The following is a 25,023-nucleotide window of genomic DNA, read 5'->3' as shown; positions in this document are numbered from 1 at the left end:
CCGCAGCCCCTCCGGACTCCAGAGGCGTATCAGTGCGCGAGTTCGGGAACCGTACGCGGACGCACCACCAGCCAGAGCGACGCGATCGAGACGAGGGCGCAGATCGCCATGACGGCTCCCATCGGCGCAGCGCTCCCGACCCCCAGGATGCCGACGATCGGGGACACGATGCCGGCCGTTCCGAAGTTGAGCGCGCCGAGGAGGCTGGCTGCCGTCCCGGCCTCGTGGCCGTGCCCGTTCAGCGCCAGCACCTGGACGCACGGGAAGCCGAAACCGCAGGCGCAGATGAAGAACCAGAGCGGGATGACGATGCCCCAGAGCCCCACGTGCGCCTGGTCGAGCACGACGATCGTCACGGACGAGAGGAACATGACGAGCGTGGAGCAGGCCAGGATCCACTGCGGCCCCACGTACTTCGTGATCCGTGCGGCGGACTGCACGCCGATGATGATTCCGATCGAGTTGACGGCGAACAGCAGCCCATACTGCTGCGCGTTGAACCGGTAGATCTCCTGGAAGATGAACGAGCTCGACGACAGGTAGGAGAACAGGCCGGTGAAGTTGGCCGCGCCGACGATGGCGATGCCGACGAAGACGCGGTCGCTGAGGACAGCCTTGTAGCGCTGCCCGACGCTCGAATGCCCGGGACCATGGCGGCGGGCCTTCGGCAGCGTCTCGACGATCCAGAGTGCGACGCAGGTCACCACGAAGAGACCGTAGACCGCCAGGACGACGAAGATGCCCCGCCACGGCATCACGAGCAGCAGCCAAGACCCGAGGACCGGCGCGAGCACCGGCGCGAGCCCGTTGACGAGCGCGAGGCGGCTGAGCATCCGCACCAGGGGACGGCCGCCGAACAGGTCGCGCACCATGGCCATCGCGACGACGCCGCCCGCGGCCGCGCCGATCCCCTGCAGGGCGCGGGCAACGCCGAGCAACTCGACGTTGGGCGCGATCGCCGCAGCCAGACAGGCGATGATGTGCACGGCGGTGGCGACCATCAGGGGGACACGCCGCCCGATCTTGTCCGACCAGGGCCCGACCAGCAGCTGACCGACGCCGAAGCCGATCGTCGTCGCTGTGAGGGTGAGCTGGATCGCAGCCGTCGAGACCCCGAAGTCGTTCTGGAGGGTCGGCAGCGCCGGCAGGTAGGTGTCGATCGTGAACGGACCGAGTGCGGTCAGGGCGCCCAGAATCAGGATGTAGGCGAGGCGCTGGCGGCCGGAGAGCGAGTCTCCGGGATGCACGACGGTGGTCACGAGGGTCCTTGGCGAGTCGAGAGGTGGATGGGCCGCGCCCGCCGTCGGACGCAAGAGAAGAGCACCGCGGTTGCTCCGCGGTGCTGTCGAACCCGAATTCTCGAATCGATTCGATCCGCCGGGTACGAGCAATCCTATACTGGGAGGCGCGGCGATGTGAACGTGCGCATCGCAATTGCGGCCACGATGTTGTTCGTTGGGGGAACAGTCGCTCACCGTCCCCCGGATCGGTCCCCCGGTCAGGAGGCCGGCGAGGCCAGCAACGGCCGGAAGGCGAGCTCTGCTGCGCCGATCATGAGGATGTCGGACCCCAGCTCGGCGCGCGCGATGGTGAGGCGCTCGGCGCTCGCGGCCAGCGCCTGCTCCGCCACCAGGCGAGGTAGGCGCTCCGGGTCGAGCGCATGCAATGCGCCGAGGAACCCGCCCAGCACGATCAGCTGCGGGTCGAAGACGTTGGTGGCGGTGCGCAGCGCGGTGGCGAGGAAGCGGACCTGGCGGTCGACCTCGGCGAGCACGGACGGCTCCCCCGCCTCCACCGCTGCGGACAGTCCGCGCTCCAGCTCGTCGGCGTCGGCGGCCTCCATGCCGAGCACACGAAGCAGAGCGCCCTGGCTCACCTCGGTCTCCAGGCACCCGATCGCGCCGCAGTGGCAGCGCACCCCGGCGGAGTTGACCAGCGTGTGACCGAGTTCGCCGGCGTAGCCGCTGATCCCGGTCAGCGGCGTGCTCCCGACGATCACTCCGGCGCCGATGCCCGACGCGCCGCCATTCAGGTACACGAGGTCGCTCGCCCCGCGGCCCGCGCCGAACAGGCGCTCGGCGTTCGCGCCCAGGCTCGCGTCGTTGGCGGCCAGGACCGGGAAGCCCGTGGCCTCCGCCAGGGCCGACGCGAAGGGCTCCTCCGACCACTCCAGGTGCGGAGCGAGGCGCACCACGCCGTCCTCCTCGCGGACCAGCCCGGGGACCGCGACGCCGACGCCGGCGACGCGCGTCGCCGCTGCGAGGTCGGGACGGAGTCCGTCGATGACCGCGGACACGATGGCGACGGCCTCCGCAGCGGTCGGGATGTGGCCGGTCGGGTACCGCACCCGCCGGCGGACGGCCGCATCCAGCCCGACCACTCCGACGGTCACGGCGTCGATCTCCGGGTTCACCGCCAGGGCGACCACACGCCCGTCGGCGGCGACCACGGGCGACGGGCGGCCGACCCGGTTGCTGACTGCCGGCTCACGCTCCTGCACCAGCCCGAGCTCGGCCAGCTCGCCGACCAGCGCGCCGACAGTCGAGCGGTTCAGGCCGGTCGCCTGGGTGAGCAGCGAGCGCGCCAGCGGACCCTCCCGGTGCACGATGCCGAGCACGGTGGCGAGGTTGTGCCGCCGCACCGTGTCGAGGTTCGTGCCCGCCGTCGCCCTGCTGTCCATTTTCCCCGTAACCCTACCGTCCGCCCCCGGTCTCATCCGCCGAGCGGTGAGTAGATGCTCGAATTGTCGCCGAGTTGCGACATCTGCTCACCACTCGGCGGAAGGATCACGGGACGGAAGGGAGGGAGGCCGTGCCGGCCACCGCGGCGGCGGTGCGGCCGGTCGCGGCGTCACGGAGCGTGAGCGGGTACTCGGTCGGACCGGACGCCGTGAGGGCTCCGCCGCTGCGGGTCACCGTGTACTCGGCGACCTCGCCGTCCGGCGTCGTGACGCGCACCTTCCGCGTCCCGTCCGGCCCCGGGTACGCCACCAGGGTCAGCCCCTCGCGGTAGTCGTAGTCCGGCCGGTCGTCGCGGGCGCCGAGCGGCAGCACCGCACCCTCCCGCACGTACAGCGGGAGGCTGTCGAAGCCGTGCGTCTGCCGCAGCCAGCGTCCGCCCTCCACCTGCTCGCCGGAGAACCACTCGGTCCAGGTGCCGGCAGGCAGGTAGAACTCGACCTGCGACGCCGAGAAGACCGGCGCGACCAGCAGGTCGGCTCCGAGCATGTACTGCCGGTCCAGGTAGTCGACCGCGGGGTCGCCGGCGAATTCCAGTTGCATCGGCCGCATCACCGGCGTTCCCGCCGCGTGCGCCTCCTGGCCCGCGGCGAACAGGTACGGCATCAGCCGCAGCTTCAGCTTCGTGAACGCCCGTGTGACCTCGACCGCCTCCTCGTCGAACGCCCACGGCACCCGGTACGAGTCGCTGCCGTGCAGGCGCGAGTGGCTCGACAGCAGGCCGAACGCCGTCCAGCGCTTGAACACGCCCGGGTCGGGGGTGCCCTCGAAGCCGCCGATGTCGTGGCTCCAGAACCCGAATCCGCTGAGCGCCAGGGACAGTCCGCCGCGCAGTGTCTCGGCCATCGACTCGTAGCTGGAGGTGTTGTCTCCGCCCCAGTGGACGGGCAGTTGCTGGCCTCCGGTCGTCGCCGAGCGCGCGAACAGCACGGCCTCGCCCGCGCCCTTCGCCTCCTCCAGGACCTCGAACACGGCCTCGTTGTAGAGCTGCGTGTACAGGTTGTGCATGCGCTCCGGGGACGAGCCGTCGAAGTACTCCACCTCGAGCGGGATACGCTCCCCGAAGTCGGTCTTGAAGCAGTCGACGCCCTGGGCGATCAGTCCGCGCAGCTTGTCCTGGTACCAGCGGGTGGCGTCCGGGTTCGTAAAGTCGACCAGGCCCATCCCCGCCTGCCACAGGTCCCACTGCCAGATGTCGCCGTTGGGCCGCTTCACCAGGTAGCCGGCCTCCGCCGCCTCCGCGAACAATGGGGACCGCTGCCCGATGTACGGGTTGAGCCAGACGCAGACGCGCAGGTCCTTCTCGTGCAGCCGGGCGAGCATCCCCTCCGGGTCAGGGAAGGTGCGCGGGTCCCACTCGAAGTCGCACCAGTTGAACTCGCGCATCCAGAAACAGTCGAAGTGGAACACGGACAGCGGGAGGTCGCGCTCGGCCATCCCGTCGATGAACGACGTGACCGTCTCCTCGTCGTACGCCGTGGTGAAGCTCGTGGAGAGCCACAGCCCGTACGACCAGGCCGGCACCGAAGCCGGCCGGCCGGTCAGCGCGGTGTACCGCTCCAGGATCTGCTTCGGCGTCGGACCGTAGATCAGGTAGTACTCGAGGCTCTCCCCCGGCACGGAGAACTGGACGCGCTCGACCGTCTCGGACCCGATCTCGTACGAGACGTGTCCCGGGTGGTTCACCAGCACCCCGTAGCCGCGGTTGGTCAAATAGAAGGGGATGTTCTTGTAGGCCTGCTCGCTGGAGGTGCCGCCGTCGGCGTTCCAGACGTCGACCACCTGGCCGTTCTTGACCAGCGGACCGAAGCGCTCCCCCAGCCCGTAGACCAGCTCGCCGACGCCGAGCGCCAGCTGCTCGTGCACGTAGGTGCCGTCGCTGTCGACCGTGAGGTGGGCGACCGACTTGTGGCCGCTCGAGGTGAGCACGCGGTCTCCGGCCGAGAAGGTCAGCGACCAGGGGGCGCCGCGCTTCACGGTGGCAGTGAGGCCGCCGGTCGTCAGCGTCCCTGCCTCGTCGTCCACCGACACCTCGGCATGGCCGTCCTCCGTCCGGAGCTCGAATCCGGGCTGGGCGCGCACGCCCTGCCAGTGCTCGATCCGGACGCCCACGATTCCGGGCAGCGGCGAGCTGAGGGTGACGGTCAACGTCGGGCGGTTGAGGGTGTCGCCCCGGCGCTCGATGACCTTGGCGGGTGCGGTGATCGTCAGGGTGCCGTCGCCGGCGGCCACGTCGTACGCCTCCTGGGCGTAGATCGGCGTGACGCCGTCGCGCAGCATCCAGAAACCATCGGTGAACTTCATGCGGGGATGCTCCGGTTACTTGACCGCGCCGGCGGTGATGCCGCGGGTCAGGGTGCGCTGGAAGATGAGGAAGAAGATGAGCGTGGGGATGAGGCCGAGCAGCGCCGACGCGGACGTGGTGGTCACATCCATCAGCCGGTCGCCCTGCAGCACGCTGATCGCCACCGGGACGGTCTGGTTGTCGTTCGACACCAGGAAGGTCAGCGGGATCAGGAACTCGTTCCACGTCCAGATGAAGAAGAAGATGAGCAGCACGCTCAGCGTGGGGCGCGAGATCGGCACGACGACGCGCCACAGGATGCGCCAGCGGCCGGCGCCGTCGAGCGATGCGGCCTCCAGCACCTCCTTGGGGAAGGTGCCGTACACGCTCGACAGCAGATAGGTGCCGAACGCGCTCTGGATGACGGTGAAAATGATGATGACGGCCCACACGTTGTCGTACAGCCCCACCTGCTTGAACATGTAGTACAGCGGGTAGAGGAGGGCCTCCTGCGGCAGCATGTTCGCCAGCAGGAACAGCACGATGATCCAGGTCCGCGCCTTCACCCGGCCGATGCCGAGCGCGTAGGCGTTCAGCACCGAGAGGACGACCGAGAGCAGCGCGACCATCCCGGAGATGAAGAACGAGTTCCACAGCTTCTCCGGGAAGTTCACCCGGTTCCAGAAGTTGACGATCCCGTCCGTGTAGAACGAGGTCGGCAGCTGGAGCGGACCGCCGCTGTTGTAGTCGGCCGGGCTCTTGAACGAGTTCAGCACGATCAGCAGGAACGGGAACGCGATGGCGACGCCGATGACGATCGCGACGACGAGGATGATCCAGTCGGTCGCCGTCTTGCGCGGTTTCTGCCGCTTCAGCCGGCGGGGCTCCGCGGGAGCGACGTCCGCTCGGGGACGCGTGATGGTGGTGGACATCAGATCTCGTTCTCCCTGCGCTCTGCGCGGTTCTGGGCGATCATGAAGAGCACCGAGACGGCGATGATGACGACGGTCAGCGCCGTCGCGATCGTGGCGCCGTATCCCACCTGCTGGCTCTGGAAGAACTCGCTGTACGAGTACACGCTCGGCACCATGGTCGCCGTGCCGGGGCCTCCCCGGGTGAGGGTGTAGACCGGGCCGAAGACCTTCAGGGCGGCGATGGTGCAGGTGAGGGTGACGACGAAGATCTCCGGGCGGATGATCGACACGGTGATCGACCGGAACCGCTGGAACCAGTTGGCGCCGTCGAGCTCCGCCGCCTCATAGAGTTCGGGGTCGACCCGCTGCAGCGCGGCCATGAAGATGACGACCGGGTAGCCGATCTGGACCCAGACCATCACCGCCATGATCGACGCGAGCGCGGTGTCCGGGCTGCCGAGCCAGTTGTGGGCGAACTGGCCGAGGCCGACGGTCTGCAGGATGGTGTTCAGCGCGCCGTTGTCGGGCCGCAGGATCCAGCCGATCACGATCGCGGCGATGACGACCGGGAGGATCTGCGGCAGGTAGTAGGTGGCGCGGAGGAAGCTGGCGAGCCGGCCTCCGAACTTCTTGCCGATCAGGTCGAACAGCATCGCGGCGAGGATGAGGCCGACCAGCGTCGGGATCACCACCATCGCGATCACCATCGCGATGGAGTTGCCGAACGACGTCCAGAACTTCTCGTCGCCGAACAGGCGGACCCAGTTGTTCAGGCCGATGAACTTGGGCGGCCGGATGCCTCGGTAGCTGGTGAAGCTGAGGTAGATGTTCCAGACCAGCGGGACCAGGACGATCACCGCCAGCAGGACGAACCCCGGGAGCAGGTACAGCCAGAACCGGCCGTGCCCCTGCCCGGGCACCAACGATTCGCTGCGCTTGCGCGGGTGCCGTTGGCGCCCCGCGCCCTCTACGCCCTCGCTCCGTGCGCGAACCGCGACCCTGAGCTCGCTCATGCGTTCTCTCCTTGCGTTGCCCTGCCGCGGCCCTCCCACCCACCGTCGAGTCCACGATTTCTGCACGCTCAGACGGCGTGTCGTGTGCAATACGTGCGGACTCGACGGTGGGGGGTGGGGGGACGGCAGGGTGGGGTTACTGGTTGACGATGTCGTCGACGCCGGACTGGTACTCGGAGCCGAGTTCCTTGTTGACGTCGGCCGGAGTCTTCGTGCCGTTGATGAGCTCCTGAAGGCCGGCGTTCAGCTGGTCGTAGAAGGTCGGCGTGGGCCAGTCGGGGTAGTACGCGATGCCGTCCTCACCGGTGAGGGTGTTGAAGTTCGCGATCAGCTCCTTCGACTTCTCATCGGTGATGTCGCTGGTCTTCGCCGCCACAGGGACGCCGCCGTTGTTGCCGATCATCGCCTGGATCTTGTCGCTCATCGTGATGTCGATGAACTTCTCGGCGAGGCCCTTGTTCTTGGCGTTCTCGGGGATCACCCACATGTTGCCGGCCGATCCGGGCGACAGCTTCGTGCCGGGGAACAGGAACGTGCCCCACTGGTAGTTGGTGATCTCGGTCTGGAACCGGCCGTACCACCAGCTGCCCGAGAAGAAGATCGGGTACTTGCCTGCGATGAACGAGGTGCCGGCGTCCTCCGCCTTCAGGCCGGAGGAGTCCTTGGAGATGTAGCCCTTCTGCACCCAGTCGTCCACGGTCTTGGTGGCATTCGAGAGCTCGGGGCCCTGCCAGTTCACCTTGCCCTTGTAGAGCTGGTAGTCGTTCACGAACGACCGGTTCGCCTTGGTCAGCGCGAGCTGGTACCAGAGCTGGCCGAGCGGGTACTCGGCCGCCGACTCGGCCAGCGGCGTCACGCCGTTGTCCTTGAACTTCTGGAGGGCGGCGACGAAGTCGTCGTAGGTCTTCGGGACCTCGATGCCGTACTTCGCGAACATGTCCTTGTTGTAGTAGACCTCGACGTACTCGCCGTAGTTCGGGATGCCGTACCAGGAGCCGGAGCCCATGATGCCCTTGTCGTCGTACTTGGCGGTGGTCTGGAGGCTGGAGGCCAGCTTCTTGTCCCAGCCGTACTTCTTGACGGCATCGTCGAGGTTGCTGAGCAGGCCCTGGCTGGCCAGGAGGCCGGCCGTCGCGTTGCCCTTGTTGTACTCGAGGATGTCGGGCGCCTGGTTGGAGTTGAGGACCTGGGAGGCGGTGGAGCGGATCTGCTCGAACGCCTTGGCCTCGAACTTCACCTTCGCGCCCGTCTCGGACTCGAACTCCTTGATGGCCTCGTTCCAGGCCTTGCCCATGGCCGAGTCCTCGCTCTCGTAGTGCCAGAGCGTGAGGGTCTTGCCTTTGCCGTCGGTGCTGTCGGACGACGGGGATGAGCCGGAGCAGCCGGCCAGCATCAGCGCACCGGCGGCCAGGACGGCGCCGATCGCGAGGTGCCTCTTGCGCATCTGTTACCTCCTTGTAGTGGAGTGGACGCGCGTATGCAGGCTTCGCAGCCACTCCGATGCATTTGTTGGTGAACACAACATAAGCGACGATGGAGGAGAATGCAAGCCGGACTTGTCGCTCTCATCGCTGCATTTTCAGCCGAAAACAGTTAGTTCGCCTTAACAACATTCGCGTTATCCCGTGCGGAACGGGATTATGCCGCGGCGAGCGCGCGAGCAGGATCGGCGATCAGCTCGGAGAAGACGAGCTCGGCCGCGCCGATGAGCAGCTGGTCCGGGCCGAGCGCCGCTTCCGACACGACGACGCCCTCCCGGGAGGAGTGCACCGCCTCGGCGAGCAGGTCCGGCGCTCCATGGGCACGTCCGCCGCGGTACAGCGCCGCGAGGAAGCCGCCGAGCACCAGCGTCGACGGGTTGAAGACGTTCACCGCGTTCCGGGTGGCGATCTGCAGCAGGGCGTAGTCGCGCTCGATCACGGCGAGCGCCGCCGGGTCGTCCGCCGCCGCCAAGCGCTCCCCCAGGGACGGCGCCTGCGCCGACTCCAGACCGACCGCCTCCAGCAGCTCGGCCTGGGTCACCTCGGCCTCGAGGCATCCGCGGGAGCCGCATGAGCAGTGGCGGCCGTCGGAGCGGACGAAGGTGTGGCCGAACTCGCCCGCGTAGCCGGCGGATCCCGTGAGAAGGCGTCCGCCGCCGATCGCGCCGCCGCCGATGCCCGAGGCCCCGCCGATCATGTACACCAGGTCGTCCACGCCTCGGCCCGCGCCGAACGCGCTCTCGGCGCGCAGACCCAGGACAGCAGCGTTCGCCGCCCAGACCCGGTGGCCGGTCGCTTCAGACAGTCGCGCTGCGAGCGGCTCGTCCACCCAGCCGAAGTGCGTCGCCTCGCGCACCATGCCATCGGAGAGGCGCACCTGCCCTGGGACGGCGACGCCGATCCCGACGACGCGCCGTCCGCTTTCTCCTGCCAGCATCCCGGCGATCCCCGCGGACGCGAGGGTGACCGTCTCGGTCGCCGAACGGGCCGAGGCCGTCTCGATGCGGACGCGCTTGAGCACCCTCCCGCCGAGCCCGACGAGGCCGACGATGACCGCATCCACTTCGGGGTTCACCGCGACCGCGACGACGCTGTCCGACACGCGGACCACCGGGCTCGGCCGGCCGGCGCGGCCGCCGCCGGGCGTCTCATCCACCTCCACCAGACCGAGTCCGGCGAGTTCGGCGACCAGGTCGCCCACCGTCGAGCGGTTGAGCCCGGTGAGTCGCGTCAGGTCACTGCGCGACAGGGCGCCGTCGCGGTGGACCAGCCCGAGGATCGTCGCCAGGTTGCTGCGGCGCAGCGCATCCGTGGCTCCGCCCGCGCTGGGGCGGACCGTGCTCAGGTCGGATGCAGACATGCATCGACCATAACGCCCGACCCGCGGTCGGCCGTTCACGCCGGCTGGATCACCGTACGTCGAGGCCGGTCAGTCGGCGGTGATCCCTGTTGCCGCATCCCGGAGTTGACCGGCCGCTTCGCGGATGCGCGACGCCAGGTCGGCTTCATGGGGGGCGTCGGTCCACCGTTCGAAGCCTCTGCGGAAGATCGCAACGCCGACATCCGCGAAAAGCGTGGATGTCGACGGGTCGGCGCCACGCTCCACCAACGCCGCGCCGAGGGCGTCGGAAACGGCAGCGTACTTTGCCTGCGCGCGCTCCTGCAGCTCCGGACTCCCGGAGATCACCTCGCGACGCTGCGCAGCATGGTCGGCGACCCGTTCACCGAGCAGCGCGCCGACATCGGCCAGAGCCTGCAGCATGGCCGGGAACGGGCCGAGCCTGGGGTCCACCTGCCTCAACGCGTCTGCCAGCGCCACGGGCAACTGCTCGGAGCCGGCGAAGAGCACGTCGCGTTTGTCGGCGAAGTAGCGCGAGAACGTGCGCCGCGTCAGCCCTGCACGCTCCGCGATCTGGGCGACGGTGACGTTGTCGTATCCGTACGTCAGGAACAACTCCATGGCAGCCGTGCGCAGGCGCTCCTCGCCCTCGGGTCGCCACCTGGTCATGCGCCGACTCTACCAGCCATGTCCCGCTGGGACATCACTGTGTTAGCCTGCCTCATGTCTCAATGAGACATCAATTGCTGGGAGGCACGAATGGATGAGGTACGGATGAACATGGATGGACAGCACGTCTTCGTCGTCGGAGGAAGCTCCGGCATGGGTTTGGCGACGGCACAGGCAGCAGCTCTCGAAGGTGCGAACGTGACGATCGCATCGCGGAGCAGCGAGCGCATCGACGCAGCGCTGCGGGAACTGCCCGACGGGTGCACAGGGGCCGTGCTCGATGTGCGCGACGATGCGCAGGTCGGCGCCGTCCTCGAGCGGTTCGAGAAGCCCGATCACCTGGTCTTCACCGCGGGCGACGAGTTCACACCTCGACCCCTGGCCGAACTCGACCTGCAGGACGCCCGGGCGGTCCTCGACGTGCGATTCTGGGGCGCCGTGACCGTCGTCAAGCACGCGCTCGGACGCCTGCGGCCCACGGGCTCGATCTCGCTCACGACCGGCACGGTCGGACAGCGGCCGAGGCCCGGCGCCGCGCTCGCAGCCGCGGGGGCCGGGGCGGCGGAGGGCCTCGTGCGGGGCCTCGCGGTGGAGCTCGCCCCGGTCCGGGTCAACGCCGTCCGCGCCGGCGCCGTCAAGACACCGATGTGGGATGGCATCCCGGCGTCGCAGCGTGACGCGATGTTCGCCCAGCTTGCGCAGGCGACACTCGTCGGAGCCGTCGGCGAGCCGGAGCAGATCGCGATGGCACACCTCTACCTGATGCAGAACGACTTCGTCACCGGAACCATCCTCGACGTCAACGGCGGCGCGCTGCTGACCAGCTGACGTCAGCGCGGCAGCACCACGGAGCCGTCACCAGCTCTCGGGGCGGGCTCCGAGCGGCACTGCGGCCGGGCGCTCCACCGTCGAGGCCAGCTCGACCACCGTGTGCGTCGAGCCTGCCCGCAGCACGGCCTCCATGATCTCGAGCACGTGGAACGCCAGCTCGCCGGAGGCCCGGTCCGGACGGTCGGTCTCTATGGCCCGGGCGAGGTCGGCGAGGCCGTAGCCGCGCCCAGCGTCGGCGTATCCGGCTGCGACCGGCACCGGGTGGAATTCGCGGTCATCGGCGGTCGCAAGCTCGACGGTGTCGGAGAACATGTTCGGGTCGGGGACGGCGATCGTCCCTGCGGTGCCGTACACCTCGAACTTCGGGGTGCGGGTCGCCCAGACTTCGAAGGAGACCGTCACCGTCGAGACGACGCCGGAGGCGTGCTCCAGGATGGCCGTCACGTGCGTGTCCACGTCGACCGGGATGACGGTGCCCTCGTTCGGGCCCGTTCCGATCCGGCGCTCCCGCGTGGAGCGCACCGCCGCGCCGGACACCCGGACGACCGGTCCGAAGAAGGTCACCAGGCTGGTCAGGTAGTACGGGCCCATGTCGAACAGCGGGCCGCCGCCCGGCTGATAGTAGAACGCGGGGGCGGGATGCCACAGCTCGTGACCGGGCGCGCTCCAGGCGACCGCCGCCGCGACCGGGTCGCCGATCCGTCCGTCGTCGAGCAGGGCCCGCGCGGTCTGGATGCCCGTCCCGAGCACCGTGTCGGGAGCGCTGCCGACGCGGAGTCCCAGGGCGGAGGCGCGCTCCAGGACCGGGGCGGCCTCCTCCGTCGAGAGGGCCAGCGGCTTCTCGCCGTAGACGTGCTTGCCCGCCTCGAGAGCGCGCACTGCGACGTCCGCATGCGCGGCCGGGATGGTCAGGTTGAGAACCGCATCCACTCGGGCGTCGGTGAGCAGCTCGTCCACCGTCAGCGCAGCGACCCCCTGCTCGGCGGCGACGGCGGCGGCGCGCTCGCGGTCCAGGTCGGCGACCGCTGTCAGGCGGAGGTTCGGGAGCTGCGGGAAGTGCTCGAAGTACTGCCGGCTGATGACGCCGACTCCGATGACGCCGACGTTCAGCGGGCTGCCCACAGCATCCCCCTCTCGATGATGGTGCGGACCGGCCGGCTCTCGACGATCTCGAGGCGGTGGCCGGGGGCGGAGACGAAGATGCGGCCGTCGCCCCATTGGCGGGCCCAGATCGCGGGCGAGGTGACCGGGCGGTGCCACGAGTCCCACGGCCGCACCGCCTGCGTCGTGGTGGCCAGCACGTCGTTGTACTCGTCGCTCAGCACCCAGTACTGCTCGGTGACCAGCCCGAAGTCTTCGATCCCCTCGGTGATCGGGTGGGTCTTGCCGTAGTCGGTGATGTGCACGGTGTACGGGATGTAGTTGTCGGACTGGTCGCCGACTCGCTCCGCCGGGTCCTTGCCGGCGTGGTGGGCGAACTGGCCGCCGATCATGTGCAGGTAGTCGGCGTTGTTGCGGTACGAGTCGGCGATACCGCCGTGCCAGCCGGCCATCCCCGTGCCGTTCAAGACGGCCCGGCGGAGGCCGCGGAACTCGGCGTCCTCGATGGTGCTCATCGTGTTGACCTGGACCACCAGATCGACCGTGTCCATGTAGGACTCGTCGGCGTAGACGGGAGTGCCCTCCTCGACCCGCACCTCGAAGCCGTTCTGCTCCAGGAACGGGATGAAGAGGTCTGTGGTCTCTACGGGCATATGCCCGTCCCAGCCTCCACGGACGATCAGTGCGTTCTTGCTCATGCTTCCTTCTCTGTCAGTCGATCGGGCTCTGTCAGTCGATCGGGGTCCAGGCGCTGCCGTCAGCCGCGCTGCGCTCGACGGCGTCGAGGACGCGCTGGATGTGGAGGCCGTCGGCGAACGACGGCTCCGGCTCGGTTCCGGCCTGGATGGCGGTCACGAAGTCGACCACCTCGTGGCTGAAGGCGTGCTCGTAGCCGATGGCGTGCCCGGTCGGCCACCAGTTCGCCATGTACGGATGCTCGGGCTCGGTGACGAGGATGCGCGTGAAACCCTGCTCCCCGGCTGGGGCGGTCGCGTCGTAGAACTGGAGCTCGTTCATCGCCTCCAGGTCGAAGGCGATGGCTCCGCGTGAGCCGCTGAGCTCCAGTCGCAGCGCGTTCTTGCGACCGGTCGCGTACCGGGTGGCCTCGAAAGCGCCGATCGCTCCAGCCGCTGCTCCCCCGCTGAGGCGCGCGGTGAACCAGGCGGCGTCGTCCACGGTCACACGGCCGCGCTCCTCGGAGGCGGTGCCGGACAGGCCGACCGTCTCGCCGAGCAGCGGGCGCTCTTCGACGAACGTCGCCAGCGTCCCGGAGACGCCGCTCAGCCGCGAGCCAGTGAGGTGCTCGACCAGGTCGACCGCATGCGCGCCGATATCGCCGAGCGAGCCGGAGCCGGCGGAGGCCTTGTCGAGCCGCCAGGTCATCGGTCCGTTCTCGTCGGTCAGCCAGTCCTGGAGGTACAACGCACGCACCTGGCGGATCTCGCCGAGCCGGCCCTCCTGAACCAGCCGGCGGGCGAAGCCGATCGCCGGGACGCGGCGGTAGCTGAAGCCGACCATCGAGCGGATGCCGTTCGCCGCGGCACGCTCGGCAGCCGCGGTCATCGCCTCGGCCTCCGCGACCGTGTTGGCGAGCGGCTTCTCGCAGAGCACGTGCTTGCCTGCGTCGAGCGCGGCGATGGCGATCTCGGCGTGGCTGTCGCCCGGCGTGCAGATGTCGACGATGTCGATCTCCGGATCGTCGATGACGCGGCGCCAGTCGGTCTCGGCGCGCTGCCAGCCGAACTTCGCGCGCGCCGCCTCCACCCGCTCCGCGTCGCGCCCGACGATGGTCGTCATCACGGGCTCTGCGGGCAGATCGAAGAAGCGCGGAGCCGTGCGCCAGCCCTGCGAGTGCGCTGCCCCCATGAAGCCGTAGCCGATCATGGCGACGGTGAGCTGCGGTTCGACGGTCATCGTCGGCCTCCCTGAGTTCGTCCCCGTGCGACGCTAGAGCGCCTCGGAAGGCGAGACAAGTTTCGGGAGGCGGTTGGAAAACTTTCGTCAGCGCCGGGGAGGGGCGGTCGAACCGCGCTCGACCAGGGTCGTCGCCAGCTCCATCCGGGTGCTCTCGATGGGCCCGACGCGCAGCCGGAGGGCGAGCCGGGTCGCCTCCTCCGCCATCTCCTGCAGCGGCTGCCGGATGGTCGTCAGCGGCGGACGGGCCCACGACGCCGACGGCGCATCGTCGAAGCCGACGACGGACACATCCCCCGGCACGTCGAGTCCGAGCGCGAACGCCGCGTCGTACACACCGAGCGCCTGCATATCGTTGGCGCAGACGATCGCGGTCGGCCGATCCTGGCTGGTCAGCAGCCTCCGTCCCTCCCGCTCGCCGTCCTCGCGGGAGAAGCCGTGGCCGTCGACGTGCGTGGGCGCCGGGACGCCGGCCTCCTGGAGCGCCGCCTGGTATCCCGCGACCCGGGCCCGGGAGCACATCAGGTCAGAGGGACCGCCGATGGCGGCGATGCGGCGGTGCCCGAGCCCCAGCAGGTGCCGGGTGGCCGTCAGCCCGCCCGCCCAGTTCGTCGCGCCGACGGCAGGGACGTCCGTCGGAGGGTCGCCGGCGGGGTCGACGACGACGAACGGGATGTTGCGGGTGCGTAGCTGTCGCCGGTGGTCGGCGGTGAGGTTGGAGAACTGCAGCACGATCGCGACCGGCTTGCGGCGCAGAACCCCCGTGATCAGTTCGTCGCCGACCGCGTGGTAATCGCCGATGGTCGACAGCGTCATCGCGAGTCGGCTCTCGCGCGCCACCCGCTCAACGCCGCGGATGACCTCCACGGACCATTCGCTCGCCAGGTTCTCGAGGACCAGCTCGACGGAGTCGCCGCGCTCGGCGTCGACGCCGCGCCTCGCATACCCGGAGTCGTGCAGCAGGTCCTCCACGCGGCGCCGGGTCGCCGTGGAGACTCCTGGCCGTCCGTTCAGCACCTTGGAGACCGTGGACAGCGAGACGGACGCCTCACGGGCGATCGCCTCCAGTGTCGGACGGCTCGGTGCGGGCATGCTGCCACTGTCGCACACGTCGGAGGCCGCGCTAGGACGCCGCCGCCTCTTGCGCCTCCTGCGCCTCCTGCGCCTCCTCCGCCTCCTCCGCCTCGGTCACCGCCTCGCCGTAGGTCCTCGCCCAGTCGTTCAGCGCCTCGATCGGTCCGAGCAACGTCAGCCCGAGATCGGTGAGGCGGTATTCGATGCGCCTCGGCGGCTCCTCGACGCGTTCGACGAGACCGGAGCGCTGGAGCCGACGCAGCGTCTCCGTGAGCACCTTGCGGGAGACGCCGCCGATGGCCTCCACGATTTCGCCGTGCCGGCGCGGCCCCCTGCTCAGCGCATGGATCACCACCGCCGCCCACTTGTCGGACACGATCTCGACCGCCTGCCGGGCGGGGCAGTCGGCGAGGAACACCGGACCCGCAGCATTCTGCATGGATCCACGGTACCTCCGGGTAACCGGCCCGTCCGTAGCGTGAAGGAAAGTGCACAGCCCGTATGGGCGGAGACCCGGGTACGGGCGGAGAGGAGTCGCAATGCCACGAGTGGTCGTGTTCGACGAGTTCGGAGGGCCGGACGTGCTGAGGATCGTCGAAGAGCCCGTCACCGAACCGGAGGCGGGGGAGGTGCGCATCCGCATCGAGGCCTTCGCGCTGAACCCGCTCGACGTCATGATGCGCTCCGGGATGTCGCCGGCCCCGATCGCCCTGCCGCATTCCCGCCTGGGCGTCGAGGCGACAGGCGTCGTGGATGCGGTGGGCCCGGGAACCGTGAGCCTGCGGGTCGGTGACCCGGTCGTCGTCGCGGTCGTCGCGGACCCGGTCGCCCGAGGCACCTATGCCGACTACGCGACGCTCCCGGCGAGCGCCGTCTTCGCGCGGCCGGACGGCAGCCTCGACGTCGTGGAAGCAGCGGCGACGTGGGTCGGATTCTCGACGGCGTACGGAGCGCTCGTCGAACGCGCCGGGATGCGCGCGGGCGATGTCGTCCTCGTCGCCGGCGCCTCCGGGAGCGTGGGGCGCGCGGCGATGCAGCTCGCTGGCCAGTTCGGGGCGACACCGATCGCGATCACGCGGGACCCGGGGAAGCGCGACGACCTGCTCGCGGCGGGCGCGGCCTCCGTCGTCGTCAGCGGTCGCGACGACCTGGTTGCGGCCGTCCGCGGGCTCACCGGCGGAGCGGGCGCGGACATCGTCCTCGACCTGGTCCGCGGTCCAGGGCAGCGCGACCTGCTGCGGTCGACGCGTGCCGGGGGCACGCTGGTCGCCGCGGGCTTCCTCGACAGCCGGCCCACGCCGGAGCCCGTGGACGGGTCGGTGACGGTCGTGGGCTACCGCGGGTACGACGACCTCCTGCAACCCGAGGTGGTGGCGCGCATGGAGGCGGCGTACCGGTCCGCGGTGCGCCTCGGGAGGCTGAGCCCCGCGATCGACACCACCTTCGACGTGGGCCGCGTTGTCGACGCGCACCGGAGGTTCGACGCGGGAACGAACGCGGGGAGGAAGATCGTGGTCACGACCTGAGATAGGTCGGGGTTGACTGCGGCTGTGCCACAATGTCGGCCACGCCCTCCTTCGACCGAAACCCGCACCGAAAGCGAGACCGATGCCGCTCACCGACCTGACCCACGCCGAACTGCTCGCCTTCCGTCCGGAGGTGCAGGAACCCGCCGACTTCGACGCGTTCTGGGAGCGGACGATCGCGGAGGCGCGAGCCGCGGGCGGAACCCCGGAGCTCACCCCGGCGGACACGCCGGTGACGCAGCTCATCGTCGAGGACCTGGTGTTCCCCGGCTTCGGCGGCGAGCCGGTGCGGGCCTGGGTGTCGCGTCCTCTGAACGCCGACGGACCGCTCCCCGCGGTGGTGCAGTTCCAGGGCTACGGCGGCGGGCGCGGCATCGCCGGAGAGAACGTCGGCTGGGCGCTGGCCGGCTACGTGCACGTCTTCGTCGACACCCGCGGCCAGGGCAGCGGCTGGGGCAGCGGCGGCGACACCCCCGACCCGCACGGCTCCGGACCGGCGACGCCCGGCGTGATGACCCGCGGCATCCACGCGCCGGAGAGCTACTACTACCGGCGAGTGTTCACGGATGCGGTGCGCGCCGTCGACGCGACCCGCGGCTTCCCGTTCGTCGACCCCGACCGGATCGCCGTCACCGGCGGCAGCCAGGGCGGCGGGATCGCGCTGGCCGCCGGAGCCCTCGCCGGCGGCGTCGCCGCCGTCATGCCGGACGTCGCGTTCCTCTGCGCGTTCCGTCGGGGAGTGGAGGTCGCGGCAGACGGCCCCTACCGGGAGCTCGCCACCTACCTGTCCGTGCACCGCGACGAGGTCGCCGACGTCTTCCGGACGGTGTCGTACTTCGACGGCGTCAACTTCGCCCGGCGCATCCACGCCCCGTCGCTGTTCTCGGTCGCGCTGATGGACACGGTCGTGCCGCCGTCGACAACGTTCGCGGCGTACAACCACCTCGCCGCCGAAGACCGCGCGATCGAGGTGTACCCGTTCAACGACCACGAAGGGGGCGGGGCCGCGCAGTGGCGGACGCAGGCCGGGTGGCTGGCGGCGCGGTTCGGTCGCTGAGGCGGCGCGGGGGCGGCGCTGAGGCGGCGCTGAGGTGGCGCTGGCTGGGCCTCGCCGGGAGGGTGTGGCCGGAAGGGTGTGGCTGTCCCGTTTTCAGGAAGGGCGGGAGAGGGTCCTGTTTTCAGGAGAACGGCCACCACACCTTGCCGTACGTCCTGAATTCAGGACTGGCAGACACCCACATCGAAGGATCTCCTGAGAACAGGACCGGCGCACGGCGCTCGATCTCCTGAGAACAGGACCGGCGCACGGCGCTCGATCTCCTGAGAACAGGACCGGCGCACGGCGCTCGATCTCCCGAAAACAGGACCGCGGGCGCGATTTCCTGAAAACAGGAGCCGCGCACCGCGGAATTCAGGAGCACGAAACCCCGCGCCGTCACTCCCCCGGCGGCGCCGTCGTCGCCCGCCGCACCAGCTTCGTGGGCAGGCGGAGGTGGATGCGCTCGGGCGTCTCGCCGCTCATCAGCCCGACGAGCAGGTCGGCCGCCGCCGCGCCCAGTCCCTGCATCGGCTGCCGCACGGTGGTGAGCGGGCGGCTGTACTGGGAGGCCTCCGGCACGTCGTCGAAACCGACGACCGACAGGTCGCGCGGCACGTCCAGGCCGATCTCCGCCGCCACCTCCATCACGGCGATCGCCGACACGTCGTTCGCGGCGAACACCGCTGTCGGACGGTCCGGCCGGCGGAGGAGCGGCAGCGCGACCTCCCGCACCGTGTTGTGCTCGTAGCGCCCCACCGCGACCAGGGACGGGTCGAACGGGATCCCCGCCTCCCCGAGGGCGTGGCGGTAGCCGGCATCCCGGAGGCTCGACGAGCGCAGGTCCGGGCGGCCGGCGACGTAGGCGATGCGGCGATGACCGAGCCTGATCAGGAACGCCGTCGCGTTGCGCGCGCCTCCGAAGCTGTCCGACTCCACCGTCGGAACGTCGGCGCGGCCGGTGTGCGGGTCGATCGCGACCATCGGGACGTCCGCGTTCGCGCTGACCACCGTGGGAGTGACCATGATGACCCCGTCGATCAGCGTTCCGCTGAGGCGGCTGAGCGAGCGGCGCTCCCAACCCTCGCTCGACGGCTGGCGCGAGCCGCTGTAGGCGAGGAGGTCGTAGCGGGAGTCGTGGAGGGCCGCGCCGACGCCTTTGAGGATCTCGGCGGAGAACGGTTCGAAGTCCGCGACGAGCACTCCGATCACCCCCGTGCGGCGGGAGCGCATGGAGCTGGCGACCAGGCTCGACTCGTAGCCGAGCTCCTGAACGACCTGCAGAACGCGCTCCACCGTCTCGACCGCGACGCCGTAGCGACCGTTGACCGCTTTCGACACCGTGGCGACCGAAACGCCTGCCGCTTCGGCCACATCATTGATCGTCGGACGCCGTCCCATGCCGCCAGAGCTTACCGTAGAAAAGGTTTTCGAAAACGTTTGACACGTTCCCGGCGAATTGCGACACTTCCATCCGTCCCCACCTCAACGAAGAGAACAGGTTGGAATCACATGAAAGGCACCAAGCTCCTCACCGGGGCCGCCGTCGTGATGGCCGGCGCGCTCGCCCTCACCGGGTGCAGCGGCGGCTCCGACAGCTCCAGCAGCAACGGCAAGGTCAGCATGACCCTCTGGCAGAACTCCACAACAGGCCCCGGCCAGGAGTTCTGGAAGAACGCTGTCGCCGCCTACGAGAAGGCGAACCCGAACGTCACCATCAAGGTCCAGTCCATCCAGAACGAGGACCTCGACGGAAAGCTCCAGACGGCACTCAACTCCGGCGACGCCCCCGACATCTTCCTGCAGCGAGGCGGCGGGAAGATGGCGGCCATGGTCAACGCCGGTCAGCTGATGGACATCACCGGCAAGATCGACTCCACGACCAAGAAGAACATCTCCTCCGGCTCGTTCAAGGCGGAGACCTACCAGGACAAGGTGTGGGCGATGCCCATCGCCGTGCTCCCGGGCGGTCTCTTCTACAGCCAGGACCTGTTCAAGGCCGCGGGGATCACCGACGCTCCCAAGACCATCGACGACCTCAACTCGGACGTCACCAAGCTGAAGTCCACCGGCGTCGCCCCGATCGCGCTCGGCGCGAAGGACGCCTGGCCCGCCGCGCACTGGTTCTACTGGTTCGCGCTGCGCGAGTGCGCCGGCTCCACGATGGAGAAGACCGCCGACTCCAAGTCGTTCAGCGACGGCTGCTGGCTGAAGGCCGCGGAGGATCTGCAGAAGTTCGCCGCCACCAAGCCATTCAACGACGGCTTCCTCACCACGTCCGCCCAGCAGGGCGCTGGCAGCTCGGCCGGCCTCGTCGCCAACCACAAGGCGGCCATGGAACTCATGGGCGCCTGGGACCCGGGAGTGATCGCATCGCTCACGCCCGACACGAAGCCGCTTCCGGACCTCGGCTTCTACCCGTTCCCGGAGGTCTCCGGCGGCAAGGGTGAGCCCGGCTCCATCATGGGAGGCGTCGACGGGTACTCGTGCTCGGTCAAGGCCCCCAAGGAGTGCGCCGACTTCCTGAACTTCGTCGCCACGACCGACCAGCAGGAGGCCTACTACAAGGCCTTCAATGCCCCGCCGGTCAACGCCGAGGCGCAGAAGGTCGTCACCGAGCCCTACCTGAAGGACGTCCTCAAGGCCTACAACGCGGCCCCGTACGTCTCGCAGTGGCTGGACACCGTGCTCGGCCAGAACGTCGGAAACGCGCTGAACGTCGCGGTCGTCGACATGCTCGCCGGCAAGAGCGACCCGAAGCAGCTCATCCAGGCGGCGAACGACGCCGCGAAGAAGGGCTGAGGACAGTACTCGTGAGCAACACCCGCGAGAACACCACCACCGGCGTCCTGCCGAAGTCGGGTCTCGCGCAGCACGACGGGAGCGGCGCGGTCGCGTCGCTCCCGTCGCCGCGGCGCCGCCGGCGTACCGGCTGGGCCATGCGCCTCGAGATCCTGCTGCTGGCGGGACCCGCGGCGATCGTCTTCCTGGCGTTCGTGATCTTCCCGGTCGTGATCGCCGCCTACTACGGCTTCTTCCGCTGGCAGGGCTACGGTCCAGCGACCGACTTCGTCGGCCTGCAGAACTACGTCACGATCCTCCAGGACTCCGCCTTCCAGCAAGCCCTGATGCACAACGGCCTGATCGTGATCGGCTCGCTCGTCCTGCAGGGGCCGGTGGCCATCCTGCTGGCCCTGCTGCTCAACCGGAAGATGCGCGGCCAGTCCATCATCCGCGTCCTGATCTTCGTGCCGTACGTCATCGCCGAGGTCGTCGTCGGCACCGGGTGGAGCCTGATGCTCTCCACCAACGGGGCGCTCAACGGCTTCCTCAAGAACATCGGGATGGGCTTCCTCGCCCACGACTGGCTGTCCGACCCGAGCATCGCGATCTGGACGCTGCTCGCCATCCTGACCTGGAAGTACGTGGGCTTCGCCGTCATCCTCTTCCTCGCCGGCCTACAGGGCATCCCGGAGGAGCTGTACGAAGCGGCCGCCCTCGACGGCGCGTCGTACTGGCAGATCCAGCGGAGGATCTCCCTCCCGCTGCTCGGCCCGACGCTGCGGATCTGGGCCTTCCTGTCGATCATCGGCGCACTGCAGCTGTTCGACCTCGTGTACATCATCTGGGGCCAGTACGTCGCCTCCACCGCCGGCACCTCGACCATGGCGACCTACATGGTCGCCAACGGCCGCAACGCCGGCAACTTCGGCTACGGAAACGCCGTCGCCGTCGTCATCTTCCTGATCTCCCTGATCGTCGCGCTGTTCTACCAGCGGTTCGTGCTCCGTCGCGACACCGAGGGCGCCATCACGGGTGACAGGCGCACCGGAAGGAAGAAGCGATGAGCGCGATGGTCGTCATCCCGGACGCTCCCGACGCCCCCGGCGTCCTGAATGCCCCGGATCGCAAGAAGGCGAAGGCTCTGCCCTGGGGCTCCCCCAGCGTCTACTTCATCGCCCTCGTCGTGATCGCGCTGATGCTGGCCCCGATCGCGTACATCGTGCTCGGCGGGTTCCGCACCAACTCGCAGATCACCGTCGACCCTGCCGGGTTCCCCAACCCGTGGAACGTGCAGAACTACATCGACGTCCTGACCGGCGGCACCTTCTGGGCGGAGGTCGGCAACTCGACCATCGTCGCGGTCGTGACCACGATCGGCGTCATCCTGCTCGGCCTGATGGCGAGCTACGTGCTCGCCCGCTACAGCTTCCGCGGGCGCGGCCTGCTGTACGCGCTGTTCGCGGCCGGCCTGATGTTCCCCATCACCGTGGCGATCACCCCGCTGTACATCGTGGTGCGCAACCTCGGACTGATGAACTCGCTGGTCGGCGTCATCCTCCCGCAGATCGCATTCGCGCTGCCGACGACGATCATCATCCTGGTGCCGTTCCTGCGCGCGATCCCCGACGAGATCCAGGAGGCCGCCTTCATCGACGGCTGCAGCCGGCTCGGCTTCTTCTGGCGGATGGTGCTGCGCCTGTCGATGCCCGGCGTCATCACCGTGGGCATCCTCGCCTTCATCGCCAGCTGGAACAGCTACCTGCTGCCCCTCTTCCTCCTCAACAACGAGGCGACGTTCACGCTGCCACTCGGAGTGCAGGCGTTCTCGTCGCAGTACTCCGTGGATACGGCCAAGGTGCTGGCGTTCACGTCGCTGTCCATGATTCCGGCGCTGGTGTTCTTCAGCCTGTTCGAGCGCCGCATCGTCGGCGGCCTGACCGGCGCCGTCAAGGGCTGACGCCCGACTCTTCAGATCGAGAAGTGAGATCGACATGACCGAATCCCTCCCGCGCTCGTCCGCGCCCTCCGAGCGCGTCAGCGCCCTGCTCGCCTCCATGACACTGGAGGAGAAGCTGGCCCAGCTGGTCGGCTACTGGGTCGACAAGGGCGACGAACTCGTCGCTCCGATGGCCGGCGAGATGGGCAACCCGGGCGCCTATGCGGACATGACCGCGCACGGCCTCGGCCAGCTGACGCGCGTCTACGGCACCCGGCCGGTCGACCCGGTCGAGCGCGCCGCCTGGCTGTGGGCGGAGCAGCGGAGGCTGACCCAGGAGACGCGGCTCGGCATCCCGGCGCTCGTGCACGAGGAGTGCCTCACCGGGCTCGCAGCCTGGAAGGCGGCGACCTTCCCGACGCCGCTCGCCTGGGGTGCGTCCTTCGACCCTGAGCTGGTGGAGGAGATGGCCGGGCTGATCGGGCTCTCGATGCGCGAGCTGGGCATCCACCAGGGGCTCGCTCCGGTGCTGGACGTGATCAGGGACCCGCGCTGGGGACGCGTCGACGAATGCATCGCCGAGGACCCGTACGTCGTCGGGACGCTGGGCACCGCGTACGTCCGCGGCCTGCAGGGCGCCGGCGTCCACGCCACGCTGAAGCACTTCGTCGGCTACTCGGCGTCGCAGGCCGGGCGCAACCACGCCCCGGTGCACGCCGGTCCGCGCGAGGTGCGCGACACCCTCCTGCAGCCGTTCGAGATGGCCGTGCGGGATGGCGGTGTGCGGTCGGTCATGAACTCGTACGCCGAGCTCGACGGCGTTCCGATCGGCGCATCGCCGGAGTACCTGACCGGCGTGCTGCGCGACGAGTGGGGCTTCGACGGGACGGTGGTCTCCGACTACTTCTCGGTCGCCTTCCTGCACACGATGCACGGTGTCGCGGCGGATCTCGGCGAGGCCGCCGCCCTGGCGCTGGCTGCCGGGATCGACGTGGAGCTGCCGACCGGCGACGCCTTCCTCGAGCCGCTCGCCGAGCGCATCCGCTCGGGCGGGACCGACGTCGCGCTCGTGGACCGCGCGGTCCTGCGGGTGCTCGCGCAGAAGGAGGAGCTCGGGCTGCTCGACGCCACGTTCGACGAACCGCCCACCTCCATCGACCTGGACACGCCCGCCCACCGGGAGGTCGCGCTGCGGCTGGCCGAGGAGTCGCTGGTGCTGCTCACCAACGACGGCACCCTCCCGCTCGCGGACGCCCCGGCGCGGATCGCCGTGCTCGGCCCGAACGCCGACGAGGCGGAGGCCCTGATGGGCTGCTACTCGTTCGCGAACCATGTGCTGGCCCACCACCCGGAGGTCCCGCTCGGCTTCGAGCTGCCCTCGGTGCTGGAGGCGGTGCGCGGCGAGTTCCCGTCCGCCTCGGTCGTGCACGAGCGCGGCTGCGCGGTGGAGGGCGACGACCGGTCGGGGATCCCCGCAGCCGTGGCCGCCGCGAGCGCCTCCGATGTCGCCGTGATCGTCGTCGGCGACCGTGCGGGCCTGTTCGGCCGCGGAACGGTCGGTGAGGGCAACGACGTCGAGAGCCTCGAGCTGCCGGGCATCCAGCGGGAGCTCGTCGAGCGGGTCGTCGCCACGGGCACACCCGTCGTGCTCGTGGTCCTCTCCGGCCGGCCGTACGCGATCGGCTGGGCGGTGGAGGGCGTGACGGCGCCCGCGGCCGTGCTGCAGGCCTTCTTCCCCGGCGAAGAGGGCGGCGCCGCGATCGCCGCAGTGCTGTCGGGTCGGGTCGCCCCGTCCGGGCACCTGCCGGTGTCGCTCCCCCGCTCGGCGGGCGCGCAGCCGTACTCGTACCTCCACCCGCTGCTCGGCGGGCCCAACGAGATCACCAGCGCGGACAGCACTCCGGTGCTGCCGTTCGGACACGGACTCTCGTACACGACCTTCGAGCGGTCGGAGCTGACGGTCGACCCCGAGGTCGCCGCCGGCGGGACGTTCACGGCGACCGTGCGCATCCGCAACACCGGCGAGCGCGCCGGGACCGACCTGGTGCAGCTGTATGCGCGGGACGTCCACGCCAGCGTGACGCGTCCGGTCGCGCAACTGCTCGGCTACCGACGTGTGGAGCTTCAGCCCGGCGAGGAGGCGGTCGTCCGGCTCGCCGTGCCGACCACCCGTCTCGCGTTCTCCGACCCGGCGATGCGCCGGATCGTGGAGCCGGGCGCGGTAGAGCTGTGGATCGGTCCGTCGTGCGCGGTCCGCGAGACCTCGGCCTCGCTCACGATCACCGGGCCGGTGCACGCCGTCACGCTGGACGACGCCCGCCTGGTGACGTCGGAGGTCGAAGCGGCTACCGTGGGTGCCGTCTTCACCGAAGTGCTCTGATTC

The 25,023-nt window shown here is 69.6% G+C and carries 21 protein-coding genes; 7 read left to right on the top strand and 14 right to left on the bottom strand.

The window, feature by feature from the left end; translation table 11 throughout:
- Nucleotides 1-29 precede the first annotated feature (29 nt).
- The 8 genes from SB754_RS02085 to SB754_RS02050 form a co-directional block, all read right to left on the bottom strand.
- A complete protein-coding gene (locus tag SB754_RS02085; protein ID WP_410780697.1) occupies nucleotides 30-1,259 on the bottom strand; it encodes a multidrug effflux MFS transporter in 1,230 nt (409 codons plus the stop codon).
- A gap of 239 nt (nucleotides 1,260-1,498) precedes the next feature.
- Nucleotides 1,499-2,680 (bottom strand): ROK family protein, encoded by a 1,182-nt coding sequence (locus tag SB754_RS02080; protein ID WP_410780696.1) that lies wholly within the window; start codon nucleotides 2,678-2,680, stop codon nucleotides 1,499-1,501.
- Between the two features lie 106 nt (nucleotides 2,681-2,786).
- Nucleotides 2,787-5,042, bottom strand: a complete 2,256-nt coding sequence (gene yicI, locus SB754_RS02075) for an alpha-xylosidase (RefSeq protein ID WP_410780695.1) — start codon at nucleotides 5,040-5,042, stop codon at nucleotides 2,787-2,789.
- A 15-nt stretch (nucleotides 5,043-5,057) separates the two neighbouring features.
- Nucleotides 5,058-5,954 (bottom strand): carbohydrate ABC transporter permease, encoded by an 897-nt coding sequence (locus SB754_RS02070; RefSeq protein ID WP_410780694.1) that lies wholly within the window; start codon nucleotides 5,952-5,954, stop codon nucleotides 5,058-5,060.
- Nucleotides 5,954-6,949: a carbohydrate ABC transporter permease gene (locus SB754_RS02065; RefSeq protein ID WP_410780693.1), complete on the bottom strand. Its 996-nt coding sequence runs from the start codon at nucleotides 6,947-6,949 to the stop codon at nucleotides 5,954-5,956. The genes SB754_RS02070 and SB754_RS02065 overlap by 1 nt, the downstream gene beginning before the upstream one ends.
- A 136-nt stretch (nucleotides 6,950-7,085) precedes the next feature.
- On the bottom strand, nucleotides 7,086-8,393 hold the full coding sequence (locus SB754_RS02060) for an ABC transporter substrate-binding protein (protein ID WP_410780692.1): 1,308 nt from the start codon (nucleotides 8,391-8,393) through the stop codon (nucleotides 7,086-7,088).
- Between the two features lie 194 nt (nucleotides 8,394-8,587).
- Nucleotides 8,588-9,790 carry an ROK family protein gene (locus SB754_RS02055; protein ID WP_410780691.1) on the bottom strand — a complete coding sequence of 401 codons (1,203 nt, stop codon included), beginning with the start codon at nucleotides 9,788-9,790 and terminating at the stop codon, nucleotides 8,588-8,590.
- A 69-nt stretch (nucleotides 9,791-9,859) separates the two neighbouring features.
- The gene (locus SB754_RS02050) at nucleotides 9,860-10,438 is read right to left on the bottom strand and encodes a TetR family transcriptional regulator (protein WP_410780690.1); all 579 of its coding nucleotides are present in this window, start codon (nucleotides 10,436-10,438) and stop codon (nucleotides 9,860-9,862) included.
- A 105-nt stretch (nucleotides 10,439-10,543) separates the two neighbouring features.
- Between SB754_RS02050 and SB754_RS02045 the strand changes: the two genes are divergently transcribed.
- Complete coding sequence (locus SB754_RS02045; RefSeq protein ID WP_410780689.1) at nucleotides 10,544-11,266, top strand: SDR family oxidoreductase; 723 nt, start codon at nucleotides 10,544-10,546, stop codon at nucleotides 11,264-11,266.
- Between the two features lie 27 nt (nucleotides 11,267-11,293).
- Here SB754_RS02045 and SB754_RS02040 read toward each other — a convergent pair whose 3' ends face one another.
- The 5 genes from SB754_RS02040 to SB754_RS02020 form a co-directional block, all read right to left on the bottom strand.
- Nucleotides 11,294-12,391: a Gfo/Idh/MocA family protein gene (locus SB754_RS02040; RefSeq protein WP_410780688.1), complete on the bottom strand. Its 1,098-nt coding sequence runs from the start codon at nucleotides 12,389-12,391 to the stop codon at nucleotides 11,294-11,296.
- Nucleotides 12,376-13,068 (bottom strand): ThuA domain-containing protein, encoded by a 693-nt coding sequence (locus SB754_RS02035; RefSeq protein WP_410780687.1) that lies wholly within the window; start codon nucleotides 13,066-13,068, stop codon nucleotides 12,376-12,378. The genes SB754_RS02040 and SB754_RS02035 overlap by 16 nt, the downstream gene beginning before the upstream one ends.
- A gap of 31 nt (nucleotides 13,069-13,099) precedes the next feature.
- Nucleotides 13,100-14,284, bottom strand: a complete 1,185-nt coding sequence (locus SB754_RS02030) for a Gfo/Idh/MocA family protein (protein WP_410780686.1) — start codon at nucleotides 14,282-14,284, stop codon at nucleotides 13,100-13,102.
- 87 nt (nucleotides 14,285-14,371) lie between these two features.
- Nucleotides 14,372-15,376: a LacI family DNA-binding transcriptional regulator gene (locus SB754_RS02025; protein ID WP_410780685.1), complete on the bottom strand. Its 1,005-nt coding sequence runs from the start codon at nucleotides 15,374-15,376 to the stop codon at nucleotides 14,372-14,374.
- 31 nt (nucleotides 15,377-15,407) lie between these two features.
- Nucleotides 15,408-15,797, bottom strand: a complete 390-nt coding sequence (locus SB754_RS02020) for a winged helix-turn-helix transcriptional regulator (RefSeq protein ID WP_410780684.1) — start codon at nucleotides 15,795-15,797, stop codon at nucleotides 15,408-15,410.
- Nucleotides 15,798-15,897: 100 nt separating this feature from the next.
- Between SB754_RS02020 and SB754_RS02015 the strand changes: the two genes are divergently transcribed.
- Nucleotides 15,898-16,884: a zinc-dependent alcohol dehydrogenase family protein gene (locus SB754_RS02015; RefSeq protein WP_410780683.1), complete on the top strand. Its 987-nt coding sequence runs from the start codon at nucleotides 15,898-15,900 to the stop codon at nucleotides 16,882-16,884.
- Between the two features lie 82 nt (nucleotides 16,885-16,966).
- On the top strand, nucleotides 16,967-17,941 hold the full coding sequence (locus SB754_RS02010) for an acetylxylan esterase (protein WP_410780682.1): 975 nt from the start codon (nucleotides 16,967-16,969) through the stop codon (nucleotides 17,939-17,941).
- 378 nt (nucleotides 17,942-18,319) lie between these two features.
- On the opposite strand, the gene SB754_RS02005 is transcribed toward SB754_RS02010, so the two are convergent.
- Nucleotides 18,320-19,321, bottom strand: coding sequence for a LacI family DNA-binding transcriptional regulator (locus SB754_RS02005; RefSeq protein WP_410780681.1), 1,002 nt, complete (start codon nucleotides 19,319-19,321; stop codon nucleotides 18,320-18,322).
- 111 nt (nucleotides 19,322-19,432) lie between these two features.
- On the opposite strand from SB754_RS02005, the gene SB754_RS02000 reads away from it, so the two are divergent.
- The 4 genes from SB754_RS02000 to SB754_RS01985 are packed head-to-tail and all read left to right on the top strand — an operon-like array spanning nucleotide 19,433 to nucleotide 25,020.
- Nucleotides 19,433-20,722: an ABC transporter substrate-binding protein gene (locus tag SB754_RS02000; RefSeq protein WP_410780680.1), complete on the top strand. Its 1,290-nt coding sequence runs from the start codon at nucleotides 19,433-19,435 to the stop codon at nucleotides 20,720-20,722.
- Between the two features lie 11 nt (nucleotides 20,723-20,733).
- Nucleotides 20,734-21,768 carry a carbohydrate ABC transporter permease gene (locus tag SB754_RS01995; RefSeq protein ID WP_410780679.1) on the top strand — a complete coding sequence of 345 codons (1,035 nt, stop codon included), beginning with the start codon at nucleotides 20,734-20,736 and terminating at the stop codon, nucleotides 21,766-21,768.
- Nucleotides 21,765-22,661, top strand: coding sequence for a carbohydrate ABC transporter permease (locus SB754_RS01990; RefSeq protein ID WP_410780678.1), 897 nt, complete (start codon nucleotides 21,765-21,767; stop codon nucleotides 22,659-22,661). Before SB754_RS01995 ends, SB754_RS01990 begins: the two co-directional genes overlap by 4 nt.
- Nucleotides 22,662-22,695: 34 nt before the next feature.
- Nucleotides 22,696-25,020 (top strand): glycoside hydrolase family 3 N-terminal domain-containing protein, encoded by a 2,325-nt coding sequence (locus tag SB754_RS01985; protein WP_410780677.1) that lies wholly within the window; start codon nucleotides 22,696-22,698, stop codon nucleotides 25,018-25,020.
- The last annotated feature ends 3 nt before the right edge of the window (nucleotides 25,021-25,023 follow it).

The organism is Leifsonia sp. SIMBA_070, assembly GCF_046534635.1.
Taxonomy (GTDB): domain Bacteria; phylum Actinomycetota; class Actinomycetes; order Actinomycetales; family Microbacteriaceae; genus Leifsonia.
The sequence above is the reverse complement of the archived record's forward strand: the minus strand, read 5'-3'. Positions and strand labels throughout refer to the sequence as shown.